Source organism: Flavobacterium gyeonganense, assembly GCF_029625295.1.
GTDB classification, from domain to species: domain Bacteria; phylum Bacteroidota; class Bacteroidia; order Flavobacteriales; family Flavobacteriaceae; genus Flavobacterium; species Flavobacterium gyeonganense.
Genome location: NZ_CP121112.1, coordinates 2,895,649 through 2,908,516, shown reverse-complemented (window position 1 = coordinate 2,908,516; position 12,868 = coordinate 2,895,649). Strand labels below are relative to the sequence as shown.

General features: G+C 34.6%; 8 protein-coding genes, 2 tRNA genes and 1 pseudogene. 6 read left to right on the top strand and 5 right to left on the bottom strand.

Annotated elements, in window-relative coordinates; genetic code table 11:
* The first annotated feature begins 99 nt into the window (after positions 1–99).
* Together P5P89_RS12720 and P5P89_RS12715 are read left to right on the top strand one after the other, a co-directional pair.
* A complete protein-coding gene (locus tag P5P89_RS12720) occupies positions 100–1,329 on the top strand; it encodes a 3-deoxy-D-manno-octulosonic acid transferase (protein ID WP_278008659.1) in 1,230 nt (409 codons plus the stop codon).
* Between the two features lie 327 nt (positions 1,330–1,656).
* Positions 1,657–1,884: a PG1828 family lipoprotein gene (locus tag P5P89_RS12715; protein WP_223683134.1), complete on the top strand. Its 228-nt coding sequence runs from the start codon at positions 1,657–1,659 to the stop codon at positions 1,882–1,884.
* A 109-nt stretch (positions 1,885–1,993) separates the two neighbouring features.
* On the opposite strand, the gene P5P89_RS12710 is transcribed toward P5P89_RS12715, so the two are convergent.
* From P5P89_RS12710 to mutS, 4 genes are all read right to left on the bottom strand, one after another.
* Positions 1,994–2,371 carry a DUF1508 domain-containing protein gene (locus P5P89_RS12710; RefSeq protein WP_278008657.1) on the bottom strand — a complete coding sequence of 126 codons (378 nt, stop codon included), beginning with the start codon at positions 2,369–2,371 and terminating at the stop codon, positions 1,994–1,996.
* A 122-nt stretch (positions 2,372–2,493) separates the two neighbouring features.
* Positions 2,494–2,579, bottom strand: a tRNA-Leu gene (locus P5P89_RS12705).
* An 83-nt stretch (positions 2,580–2,662) separates the two neighbouring features.
* Positions 2,663–2,735 (bottom strand) — tRNA-Gly (locus tag P5P89_RS12700).
* Positions 2,736–2,879: 144 nt separating this feature from the next.
* Positions 2,880–5,486 carry a DNA mismatch repair protein MutS gene (gene mutS / locus P5P89_RS12695; protein WP_278008655.1) on the bottom strand — a complete coding sequence of 869 codons (2,607 nt, stop codon included), beginning with the start codon at positions 5,484–5,486 and terminating at the stop codon, positions 2,880–2,882.
* A 161-nt stretch (positions 5,487–5,647) separates the two neighbouring features.
* Between mutS and P5P89_RS12690 the strand changes: the two genes are divergently transcribed.
* The 3 genes from P5P89_RS12690 (at position 5,648) to P5P89_RS12680 (ending at position 9,773) form a co-directional block, all read left to right on the top strand.
* The gene (locus P5P89_RS12690; RefSeq protein WP_223683131.1) at positions 5,648–6,079 is read left to right on the top strand and encodes a DUF1573 domain-containing protein; all 432 of its coding nucleotides are present in this window, start codon (positions 5,648–5,650) and stop codon (positions 6,077–6,079) included.
* Between the two features lie 74 nt (positions 6,080–6,153).
* Positions 6,154–6,690 carry an RNA methyltransferase gene (locus tag P5P89_RS12685; RefSeq protein WP_278008654.1) on the top strand — a complete coding sequence of 179 codons (537 nt, stop codon included), beginning with the start codon at positions 6,154–6,156 and terminating at the stop codon, positions 6,688–6,690.
* A 104-nt stretch (positions 6,691–6,794) separates the two neighbouring features.
* A complete protein-coding gene (locus P5P89_RS12680; protein ID WP_278008653.1) occupies positions 6,795–9,773 on the top strand; it encodes an Ig-like domain-containing protein in 2,979 nt (992 codons plus the stop codon).
* A 36-nt stretch (positions 9,774–9,809) separates the two neighbouring features.
* Here the strand turns inward: P5P89_RS12680 and folK are convergent.
* A pseudogene (gene folK, locus P5P89_RS12675) lies at positions 9,810–10,966 on the bottom strand (2-amino-4-hydroxy-6-hydroxymethyldihydropteridine diphosphokinase).
* Positions 10,967–11,103: 137 nt separating this feature from the next.
* Here folK and sppA point away from each other — a divergent pair.
* Positions 11,104–12,861 (top strand): signal peptide peptidase SppA, encoded by a 1,758-nt coding sequence (gene sppA / locus P5P89_RS12670; RefSeq protein WP_278008652.1) that lies wholly within the window; start codon positions 11,104–11,106, stop codon positions 12,859–12,861.
* Positions 12,862–12,868: the final 7 nt, after the last annotated feature.

Here is a 12,868-nt window from a genome sequence, read left to right as displayed (position 1 = left end):
ACACCAAAATCTTTAAAACGAACCGCAAAAATAGTTATTTATACCTTCAAACAATGAAAATAGTTGAAAGAAACGTATTTTAGCAGCAAAATTAAACAGATGCTTTTTCTATACAATTTACTCATTATAATTAGTGGTTTTTTTCTTAAAATAATAGCACTTTTCAGCCCGAAAATGAAACTATTTATTGATGGCCGAAAAAATGTTTTTGCACTTTTAAAAGAAAAAATAAATCCTGAAGACAAAACAATCTGGTTTCATTCGGCTTCATTAGGTGAATACGAGCAAGGCCTCCCTGTTATTGAAAAAATTAAAGAAAAATATCCGGCACATAAAATCATTGTTACCTTTTTTTCGCCTTCAGGTTATGAAGTCCGAAAAAACAATAACGTCGCTGATATAACCATCTACCTTCCTCTGGACACGAAGAGCAACGCAAAACAGTTTTTAAAATTAGTTCATCCAGAATTGGCATTCTTTATAAAGTACGAATTCTGGCTTAATTACTTAAACGAGCTAAAAAAATTAAAAACGCCTACTTATCTGATTTCAGGAATCTTTAGAGACAATCAAATGTTCTTTAAATGGTATGGCGGGTTTTACAGAAAAGCGCTGGAAACTTTTACTTACTTTTTCGTTCAGAACGAAAATTCTAAAGTAAAAATTGAGGCGATTGGGTTTCAAAACGTGATTGTTTCAGGTGACACCCGATTTGACAGGGTAAATGCTATTTTAGAAAGAGACAATTCACTTGAATTTATTGAGGCATTCAAAAAAAATCAGCCAACAATAATTATTGGAAGTTCCTGGCCAAAAGATGAGACAATATTAATTGAATATATCAACCAGGCTGCTGCAAGTGTGAAATTTATCTTAGCCCCTCACAATATAAAAGCAGAACAAATTGAAAATCTAAAAAAAGCCATTACAAAACAAACCGTTTTATTTTCTGAAAAGGAAAACAAAAATTTAGCTGATTACAATGTTTTCATAATTGACACAGTTGGTTTATTAACTAAAATTTACAGCTATGGAACTATCGCTTATGTGGGTGGCGGTTTTGGAAATCCTGGTATTCATAATATCTTAGAACCGGCAACATTTGGAATTCCAATTGTTATTGGACCCAATTATTCGAAATTTGCTGAAGCTATTGAATTGGTGAACCTTGGCGGATGTATGATTGTTTCAGATAAAGAAAAATTAAAACAAATCTTTGACCGTTTACTTTCTGATCAAAATTTCCTAAGCGAAAAAGGCAAAATTTGCAGATCTTACATACAGAACAACAAAGGAGCAACAAGTACAATTATAAATACCATCTCCTAACATTTAAAGTAAATTTACTGTTCGATTATGCTGTTTAAAAGCATTACAAATGATCCTCTACAATAAAAATAATTAGTAAATACCAAACAAATTGCAATGACCAATATTCAAAACACAGAAATTGTTTCATAATCTTCATTAAAAAACAAAATTTACACAAAATTCAACAAATAATTAAAAAACAATACTTGTGGCATATTATTTGATAAATAAAACCATCGAGTGACAAAGGAAAATATTTTAAAAAAAAATAAAAAAATATTTTACGTATTAAAAAATTTATATCTTTGCCTCGAATTAATAATTAACCTTTTATAATAAAGTAAGATGAAAAAAGTATTTTTAAGTTTAGCTGTTGTTGCTGTTTTAACTGTTGTATCTTGTAAAAAAGCTGACGCTGCTGCTGATGCTACTGCTACTGATTCTTCAGCTGTAGCTGTTGATTCTGCTGCTGCTGTAGTTGATTCTGCTGCTGCAACTGTTGATTCTGCTGCTGCAACTGTTGATTCTGCTGCTGCAAAAGTTGAAGAAGCTGCTAAAGAAGTAAAAAAATAATTAGAACTAAGTTCTAAAAATTTTAAAACCATCCAAGAGATGGTTTTTTTTGATCAAATTCTAAAATATTTGATAAATAAAAAAAGCGTTTGTTTGACAAACGCTTTTTTTATCCCTCTTCCATAACCTCCATTACCACCTCGTCTTCAAAAATAGATTCATTCGAAGAAAAATCTAAAATCTCCGCTTTTGAAGCATACAAAACAATCTCCTTTACCCCTTTCTGCAACAGCAATTCTGTTGTGTATTTTCGGCTTGTTGCAAAATGAACATCCCCTAGCATCAATTTAAAGAAATACTTACCTCCAGAGCCCTTAAATTTTAAAAACTTAGCCTGCTCAGTATTAAGTTTAAACTTCTCAATATCCTCCTCACACTCAAACTTTAATTCATAACTCAAACTTGTAAATATCACCTTTCCTTTTCTGGAAGTAAACACAAATTTATATTCATCATTAAACCGCCTGCTAATTACAAAAGCACCCATTTATAAAATTTAGATTGTTGATTTCAGATTTTTAAAACTCTCTTACATAAATTTACCTCGTAAATTTATTACCTGCAAGTTTACAGCATAAAAAAAGCCTCTTCTAAAAGAAGAGGCTTTAGTACTCAGAGCGGGACTTGAACCCGCACGAACATTGCTGTTCACTGGATTTTAAGTCCAGCGTGTCTACCAATTTCACCATCCGAGCAATAATACTTTTTAATGTTTTTTTAGCTAATTTTTTAGAAAAATTAATTAAACATAACACCATCCGAGCATTGTATGGTTTTGAGCGAAAAACGGGGCTCGAACCCGCGACCTCGACCTTGGCAAGGTCGCGCTCTACCAACTGAGCTATTTTCGCGTTTCAAATTTTATTAAGAACAGCAACACTTGTTCTGTATTGCGAGTGCAAATTTAGGACATTTATTCAATTAAACAAGCCTTTTTCGAAAAAAAATCACACTTATTTCATAACTTTCTGATAACCTAAACTTTAAATCTGAAATTATTTCTTAACTAACATTCGCTTAATCTCATTCAGCTTCATTAATGCTTCAACCGGAGTAATCGCATTTATATCAAGACTCATAATCTCTTCTTTTATCTCTTCCAATAAAGGATCATCCAGATTAAAGAAACTCATCTGCATTTCATCATTTGCAGATTTGATTCCGTTTAACGCATCACTGGAATGATTTTTCTCCAGTTTTTTCAGAAGCTTTTGTGCCTTCGAAATAACCAGTTGCGGCATCCCGGCCATTTTTGCAACATGGATACCAAAACTATGTGCGCTGCCTCCTTTTACGAGTTTACGAATAAAAAGAACCGTATCTTTTAATTCTTTCACTGCAACATTGTAATTCTGAATCCTTGGCAGTGATTCTGTCATTTCATTTAGTTCATGATAATGCGTAGCAAACAATGTCTTAGCCCTGCCTGGGTGCTCGTGTAAAAATTCGGCAATAGCCCAGGCAATCGAAATTCCATCATAAGTACTTGTTCCGCGCCCGATTTCATCCAATAAAACCAAACTTCTGTCTGAGATATTATTCAGGATCGAAGCGGTTTCATTCATCTCTACCATAAAAGTAGATTCACCCATTGAAATATTATCTGAAGCCCCAACCCTGGTAAAAATTTTATCTACAATTCCCATTCTCACGCTGTCTGCAGGCACAAAGCTCCCCATTTGAGCGAGAAGCACAATTAGCGCCGTTTGCCTCAAAATAGCCGATTTACCAGACATATTTGGCCCTGTAATCATTATGACCTGCTGCACATCCCTGTCCAGATACACATCATTCGCAATATAAGGAGTCCCAACTGGCAACTGTTTCTCGATAACTGGATGTCTTCCATTTTTGATATCTAATTCGAACGTATCATCAATTTCAGGGCATACGTAATGATTTTCTACGGCCAGCTGAGTAAAAGAACATAAACAATCCAATTGTGCCACCAGAAAAGCATTCATTTGAACAGGTTTGATATAAGTTGCAATCCAGGCTACCAATTGTTCAAAAAGGTCAGTTTCAATTTTATGAATTCTTTCTTCAGCACCTAAAATTTTTGTTTCGTATTCTTTCAATTCCTCCGTAATATAACGCTCTGCATTTACCAAAGTCTGTTTACGAATCCACTCTTCAGGTACTTTATCTTTATGCGTATTTCGCACTTCAATATAATAACCAAAAACATTATTAAAAGAAATTTTCAAAGAGGAGATTCCGGTTCTCTCCGACTCTCTTCTTTCAATACCTTCTAAAAATTCTTTTCCTGAAGTTGAAATAGCACGCAGCTCGTCTAATTCTTCACTAATCCCTTTTGCAATTGCATTTCCTTTTGCAATCGCAACAGGCGCATCCTGATTTAAAGTTACTTTGATTTTCTCCCTCAGCAAATCACAGGCATGCAGACTATCCCCAATAACCTTTACAGCTTCCTGTGGACTTTCGAGTGCCAAAGTTTTAATTGGAATAATAGCATCAAGGGATTCTCTTAAATAGACAATTTCGCGAGGTGAAACTTTTCCGGCAGCGATTTTAGAAATCAAACGTTCCAGATCTGAAATTTGCTTAATCTGATACTGTATATTATGAAGGATTTCAGGATTAGATTTCAAATATGAAACCACATCATGACGCCCTTTTATTTTATTTGCATCTTTTAACGGAAGTGCCAGCCAGCGTTTTAAAAGTCGGCCACCCATTGGTGAAAGCGTACGGTCTATCACATCCAAAAGTGTTACTGCGTTTGGATTATAACTGTGATACAATTCTAAATTTCTGATGGTAAAACGATCCATCCAAACGTAAGCATCTTCAGCAATACGCTGAATCGCCGTGATATGCTGTACGCGATTATGCTGCGTTTCAGACAAATAATACAATATAGCTCCGGAAGCAATAATCCCTTCTTTTAATTCTTCAACTCCAAAACCTTTTAAAGAAACGGTCTGAAAATGTTTTGTCAGTGTCTCTAGGGCATAATCTTCCTTATAAATCCAGTCTTCCAGATAAAAACTGTGAAATTCATCCCCAAAAGCATCCTTAAATTCGGTTTTACAGGTTTTAGGAACAAGGACTTCACTTGGATTAAAATTCTGCAGTAATTTATCAATATATTCGGCATTTCCCTGAGCGGTTAAAAACTCGCCTGTTGAAACATCCAAAAATGAAACCCCGATATTTTTATTGGCAAAATAAACAGATGCCAGAAAGTTATTTGTTTTAGACTGTAAAACCTCATCGTTCAAAGAAACTCCCGGCGTTACCAATTCTGTAACCCCACGTTTAACGATTGTTTTTGTCATTTTAGGATCTTCAAGCTGATCACAGATCGCAACACGAAGTCCGGCTTTTACTAATTTAGGCAGATAAGTATTGATAGAGTGATGCGGAAAACCCGCCAGAGCAGTTTCAGTATCAGAACCAGCACCCCTTTTCGTTAATGTTATTCCGAGGATTTTAGATGCCCTGATGGCGTCTTCACCAAATGTTTCATAAAAATCGCCTACTCTGAAAAGCAGACATGCATCCGGATATTTCCTCTTGATTTCATTGTACTGTTTCATCAAGGGTGTCTCTTTAACTACTTTCTCTTTCGCTGCCAAATTATTTGTATTTTAAATGAAAAATTAAGACAGCGAATTTATGATTTTTTGAAGGAATATAGAAGGCTTCAAAAATTAAAATATTTTAAGAAATTTTTAAGCACAGATATCAGAATTTTACATAGATTTGTTTCATCATTAAAAACAAAGACACTTTAAAGATGAAAAAAATAATTTTATTCGCTATGTTAGCTGTAGCTGGTATTACAGCTTCTAATGCTCAAACTACTAAAAAGGCTGCTACAGCAAAAGCTGCTAAAGTTCAGGGAGCCGGAATGGTTTTTGAAAACGAAACAATTGATTACGGAACAATCGCTCATAATGCTGATGGTAACCGTCAATTTGTTTTTGTAAACAACGGAACAAAACCATTAATTATTACTAATACTCAGGGATCTTGTGGGTGTACAGTACCTACTACACCAAAAGAACCAATTGCTCCGGGAGCTAAAGGTGTAATTGGTGTAAAATATGCTACTGACAGAGTTGGTGCGTTTACAAAAACTGTAACTGTTACTTCTAATGCTGAAGGACAACCAACAAAAACATTAACTATTAAAGGTACAGTTTTACCAGATCCTGTAAAAAGCTAATCTGAAAACAATAAAATAATCGAAAAAGCTTCCTTATCTTTGGAAGCTTTTTTTATGACCTGAATTCAACCCAAATGAGAAAACTTGAAAATAGTGAACTGGACCGAAAATCGATTGATGATTTTAAAAAATCAGAGAAAACACCCCTGATTTTAGTGTTAGATGATATTCGGAGTTTACACAACATAGGGTCAGTATTTAGAACTGCTGATGCCTTTCTGGTAGAGAAAATAATTTTGTGCGGCATTACAGCTACGCCTCCAAATAAAGAAATTCACAAAACAGCTCTTGGTGCTACTGAAACTGTTGCATGGGAACACGATGAAAATGTTTTGGAAGTGATTGAAAACCTTAAAAAAGAAAATGTATTAACCCTCGCTATTGAGCAGGTTGAAAGCGCCATTTTTCTTCAGGATTTTAAAGTTGAAAAAAATCAGAAATATGCTTTAGTTTTTGGCAATGAAGTATATGGCGTTGCTCAGGAAGCTGTAGCAATTTGTGATGGCTGTATTGAGATTCCGCAATTAGGAACTAAGCATTCTTTAAATATTTCGGTTAGTGCAGGAATAGTTATTTGGGATTTATTCAAAAAAATCAACTTAAATTTATGATATTCATAAAAATTATCGCTTTTTAACACAAAAATTCGTTTCCAGACATTTAGTTTACAGCTCTCTTAACTACTTTTACCAAAAGAGTTTACAAATTAATTGCTATGAAAAAAACGTTTTTGCTGTTTCTGTTTTTGTCAGGTCTTCTTTGTTCTGCTCAATACACATCGATTCCTGATAAGAATTTTGAAAAAGCTTTGATAGATTTAGGAATTGATAGCGGTCCCATAGACCGCAGAGTATTAACAACCAACATTAACAAAATAACCAATTTAGATCTCTATGGAAAAGAGATAAGTAACATATCAGGAATAGAAGATTTCATTTCTTTGAAATATTTGAATTGTGATGATAACGAACTTTCAAAAGTAGATCTTTCTAAAAACACAGCGTTAACAGAGTTAATAATTTCAGCGAATTTATTAACCAAGTTAGATGTTTCTAAAAATATCAATTTAGTAAAATTAAACTGCTTGAGCAATCAAATAGATAATTTAAATGTTTCAGAAAATCTGGTTCTAACAGATTTAAATTGTCAACACAACAAATTAAAAAAATTAAACATTTCGAATAATCTGGCTTTAAAAAACCTAGAATGCAGTTACAATCAATTAACCTCTTTAGATATTTCAAAAAACACTTCTCTAAATTCTCTTGGTTGTACATTAAACCAACTTACAACATTAAATACATCAAACAATATAAATCTAACAGAATTTATTTGTTACAGAAATCAATTAACCAGTTTAGATGTTTCAAAAAATTTAAATCTAACTCAGTTTTTATGTAACGCTAATCTCATAACCAACTTAGATCTTTCAAAAAACATAAAATTAAATATTTTAGATTGTTCCAATAACAAATTAACCTCATTAAACTTAAAAAACGGCCACAACGGTTTAATACAAATTTTAAATACAAAATCTAATCCGGAAATCACCTGCATACAAGTAGATAATGCAATTTATTCCAATACGAGTTGGTCTGTTTTTAAAGATGCATCTGCTTCCTATTTGAGTAATTGCAATATAATTAACAGCACTGCACCTGTACTAACTGCTGCCGGAAATCAATTATACTGCACTAACACCGACATCAATATTGTCACTGATTTTTCTATATCCCATGACATCAGCGAAACAGGAACAAGAGCGGTTTACATTCAAATTTCGTCAGGATATGCTGCCGGATTTGATAAATTAAAACTTTCAAATCCATCTTTACATTCTAATATTACCGAGAGCTGGGATGATGCATCCGGGAAACTGACCTTGTCAAGTCCAACCGGAATTGATGTATTGTATAGCGATTTTGTTGCAGCTGTAAAAAACGTTATTTTCTCAAATCCTTCGGCAACAGCTTCGGGAACCAAAACTTTTTCAATCACTATTGGTCAGGCAAATTATCTCCCCTCAACCGGCCATTTTTATCAATTTGTTCCTAATGTTGGGATTACCTGGACGCAGGCAAAAGCAGCAGCAGAAAACAGCACTTATTATGGTCTAAAAGGATATTTGACCACTATTTCAGCTGCTGATGAAGCAAAATTATCAGGTGAACAGGCGTCGGGTGCTGGCTGGATTGGCGGAAGCGATGCTGAAACAGAAGGCATCTGGAAATGGGTCACAGGTCCTGAAGGACTTGCAAATAATGGAACCGGAACGATTTTCTGGAATGGCCTTTCTAACGGAATCACGCCTAATTTTGCATTTTGGAACAATAACGAACCCAATCAGTTGGGAGATGAAGATTATGCCCATATTACAGCCCCGAATATTGGAATTTCCGGATCGTGGAATGACTTATCAAATACAGGCTCTTTAGATCCTGGAAATTCTTATCAGCCAAAAGGATATATTGTCGAGTATGGAGGAATGCCCGGTGAATATCCTTTAAAAATTGCTGCCAGTACACAAATAACTATTCCTGAGGCTACGATCACTACACCAGGACAAATTTGTGATTCCGGGTCTTTAACTTTATATGCAGCTTCCAATACCGGTACTGTAAAATGGTATGATGCTCAGTCTGGAGGTAATTTACTGGCAACCGGAAACACATTTACAACCCCAATAATAAATACAACAACAACTTATTACGCAGACGCTGGCTGCGAAACCAACCGAAAAACAGTAACTGTTTCTGTAAATAAAACACCGGATACTCCAGCTTTGATTTCTACCGTTTACCGATGCGGAACAGGAGCTGTGACACTACAGGCAACATCAAATATCGGAGTTATCAATTGGTTTACAAATCCAACAGGCGGAACAAGCGTTTATACAGGAACCAATTTTACTACTCCAGGCATTTCGGTAAATACAACTTATTATGCCGAAGCTTCTGATGGTAGCTGTATCAATTCAAATCGTACCGCTGCAAATATAATTGTATATACCCCTCCTGTCGTTAATAATGAAGAAATCGTTTTATGCGAAAATCAAACTATTCTATTAGATGCTAAAATAAGCGGAATGATATACAAATGGTCAACAGGACAAACGACTCAAACGATCGAGGTTAAAACAAAAGGCACTTATACTGTTGATGTAACAAGCCCGAATCCTGAAAATTGTACCAGTACGAAAAACATAAATGTTATTGAGCATAAAAAACCAATTATTAAAAATATTGATGTAAATAACACAACCATTACTATCAATCTGATCAATCAAGCCGACTATTTTGAATATTCTGTAGATGGGGTAAATTATCAAACTTCAAATACTTTCTATGATATCCCCGGTGGTTTGCAAACTGCCTATGTAAAAGCAAAAGATAATTTGTGCAACCTTAATCAAGTTACCCAAACCTTTATTATTTTGGTTTTCCCTGCCTTTTTCACCCCTAATAACGATCTCCACAATGATTTTTGGGAAGTAACCGGAATAGAGAATTATCCCCAGGCACAAGTCACTATTTTTGATCGATACGGAAATTTACTAGCAGTATTAAGCGGAGATAAATTAAGCTGGGACGGTAATTTTAATAAAATTCCGCTTCCTGCTTCTGATTATTGGTATGTCTTAAAAATTAATGATAAAAATCCCCTATTTAAAGGACATTTTTCTTTGAAGCGGTAAACTTAATTAGAAAAAGAGATGATTTTAGCTGTACTATCATCTAATTGACACATTTTCTGATTTTCCAATTACTCTTTGAATTTCATTCAATATAAAAAGATAATCTTCATGTTTCTTTACAAAATCACGATCTGAAACATCAATGATCAAAACATTTAAATCGGTTTGGGATTTAATATATTCTAAGTAACCATTATTTATTTTATCCAAATAGTCAGCTGGGATATTTTGCTCATAACTTCGGCCACGCTTCCTAATGTTATGAAGCAGTCTTGTTGTATTCTGATACAAATAAACGTACAAATCCGGCTTTGGCATTTCTTTATAAATGATATCAAACAAGTTTCGGTACAGGCGGTATTCATCTTCAGCAAGTGTAATCTTTGCAAAAATCAGCGACTTAAAAATATGATAATCGGCAATTACAAAATCTTTAAATAAATCAAACTGCGCCAAATCATCAGACAATTGCTGATAACGATCCGCCAGAAAAGACATCTCTAACGGAAAGGCATATCGGTTCTGGTCTTTATAAAATTTTGGCAAAAACGGATTATCTGCAAATCGTTCTAAAACGGTTTTTGCATTAAAATCTTCAGCGATTTTTTGCACCAAAGTGGTTTTTCCTGCACCAATATTCCCCTCAAAAGCGATATAATTAAATTGTTCCAGCGGAATTTCTTCCAATGGATTTTTTAAGTCCTGAACGACTGTACAAACACTGTCATCTGGTGTAATGGCAACTAATTCAGAAACTGTTTTTGAAGAACCGGGTGTTTCCAGTTCAATTCCAAATCCTGCATCGGCAATAAAACAAACTTCCTGTTTTGCATGAGCGGATGCGGGATCTGTAACTTTTCTGTTTCAATTATCCGATCATCAAAAACAATCAGATCAATATCAATAATCCGGGATTGATACCCCTGATGATCAGAACGTATACGGCCTAGCTTTTTTTCTACTTTCAGCACCTGACTAAGTATCTTTTGTGCTGAAGAATTACTATGCAAAAGCAACGCACAATTATAAAAAGCATCACTTTCGAATCCCCAGGCAGGCGTCTCATATAATTTTGAAACCTTAATTACTGTTCCAACTTCCTGATGTATAAAATTGATACAACTTTCGATATTGTCCAACCGGTTCCCCTGATTGCTGCCTATAGATAAAACGACCTGATGCTGTGATTTCATAATTAATGCAAATTAACTAAAACTATTTTAGAATTAGCAATATATTTGTGTGACGGGTTCAAAAGAGAATTCGATTTGTTTGTCAAAAAATTTGTAACGAAACGTCCGTTTTAGCTACTTATTAAAAAAATATATTTATGAAATTCTTAGGAAATGTAGTTGCCACTGTAATTGGTATTTTTGTTTTTATCATGTTATTCTTTTTTGGAGTAATACTTATCGGAACTATTTTTGGAAGCGATGACAGCGTAACAGTAAAGGCTGATTCGGTTATTGAATTAGATTTAAAGGGAATCAATAATGACTACGCCGGAAAATTTACAGACCCCTGGGTAACGCAATTCTCAAAAGATGGAAAAATTGGTTTAACAGATGTAGTCAATGCTATTGAAGCAGCAAAAACCGATGACAAAATTAAAGGAATCTCGATACTAAACGATGAGTCTTCTTTAGGACTGGCACAATATAAAGCTTTGAGAGATGCGCTGGAAAGTTTCAAGAAATCAGGGAAATTTGTCTTGGCTTATGCTAATACGTATTCTCAAAAAGAATATTATCTGAACTCAGTGGCCAATACCATTTATTTGAATCCTGTTGGTGACCTTGACTTTAAAGGACTTTCTTCTGAAGTAATGTTCTTTAAGGATTTTCAGGAAAAAACAGGTATTCATATGGAAGTCATTCGCCATGGTAAATACAAAAGCGCTGTTGAGCCGTTCCTTGAAAACAAAATGAGCGATGCCAACAGAGAGCAGATTACCGCTCTTTTAAACTCGATTTGGTCAACTGTTGTAACTGATATTTCAAAAAGCCGCAGTATTCCTGTTTCTAAATTAAACGAAATCGCAAACGGATTATTAGCACGGACTCCAGAAATGGCAAAAACTCAGCATCTGGTTGATATTGTAGCTTATGAAGATGTGTATCACAATGCCATTAAAAAAGCTTTAAAAGTAACCGGCGATGAGGAGTATAACAAAATATCCATTTCAGATTATACACAAAATTACATCTCTACAGCTTTGACCAATACTGCAACCGATGAGATTGCAATTATCTACGCTCAGGGCGAAATTGGAAGCGGTGAAGGTGATGTCAATCAAATTGGTGAAGGGTCGATGCGCCGTTCATTAAAGGAAGCGAGAGAAAATGAAGATGTAAAAGCCATTGTTTTAAGAATTGACAGTCCAGGCGGAAGTGCACTGACATCTGATTTGATTTGGAGAGAAATTGAGATTACAAAGAAAGTAAAACCTGTAGTGGTTTCTATGGGTAATTATGCTGCATCGGGTGGTTATTACATTGCCTGTAATGCGAATAAAATTTTTGCTGAAAAAAATACAATCACAGGTTCAATTGGCGTTTTTGGAGTTTTACCGAATTTCAGTCCGTTGGCAAACAAATTAGGAATCAATACCGAGCAGGTAAAAACACATGAAAATTCGGCTAATTACAGCCCGTTTGTACCTGTGGAAGAAAACTTCAAAGCCTTTACATTAGAAAGTGTTGAGAACATTTACAAAACTTTCGTAACGCACGTTGCTGAAGGCCGAAAAATGACTTTTGCACAAGTAGATGCAATTGCACAGGGAAGGGTGTGGTCAGGTTCTGAAGCTTTAAAAATTGGTTTAGTGGATAAAATTGGCGGTCTCAATGATGCTATTACCGAAGCAGCCAAAATTGCCAAAATAAAAACCTATAGCACACAAAATTATCCTGAATATGAGAAGAATTTAAATGATCTTCTGTCAGGTCTTCCATTTGCTCAGTCTAAAGAAACTTTCATAAAAGAAGAAATTGGCGAAGAGAATTATTTACTTATTGAGCACATCAAAAGACTTCAAAAATTAAAAGGCGCCCAGGCCATAATGCCGTATAGCATTAACATCAAATAATTTAAGC

Excerpts from the sequence above, each read along its gene's own strand:
- P5P89_RS12720 (WP_278008659.1), top strand. The coding sequence starts at position 100 with ATGCTTTTTCTATACAATTTACTCATTATAATTAGTGGTTTTTTTCTT.
- P5P89_RS12715 (WP_223683134.1), top strand. The coding sequence starts at position 1,657 with ATGAAAAAAGTATTTTTAAGTTTAGCTGTTGTTGCTGTTTTAACTGTT.
- P5P89_RS12710 (WP_278008657.1), bottom strand. The coding sequence starts at position 2,371 with ATGGGTGCTTTTGTAATTAGCAGGCGGTTTAATGATGAATATAAATTT.
- P5P89_RS12690 (WP_223683131.1), top strand. The coding sequence starts at position 5,648 with ATGAAAAAAATAATTTTATTCGCTATGTTAGCTGTAGCTGGTATTACA.
- P5P89_RS12685 (WP_278008654.1), top strand. The coding sequence starts at position 6,154 with ATGAGAAAACTTGAAAATAGTGAACTGGACCGAAAATCGATTGATGAT.
- P5P89_RS12680 (WP_278008653.1), top strand. The coding sequence starts at position 6,795 with ATGAAAAAAACGTTTTTGCTGTTTCTGTTTTTGTCAGGTCTTCTTTGT.
- sppA (WP_278008652.1), top strand. The coding sequence starts at position 11,104 with ATGAAATTCTTAGGAAATGTAGTTGCCACTGTAATTGGTATTTTTGTT.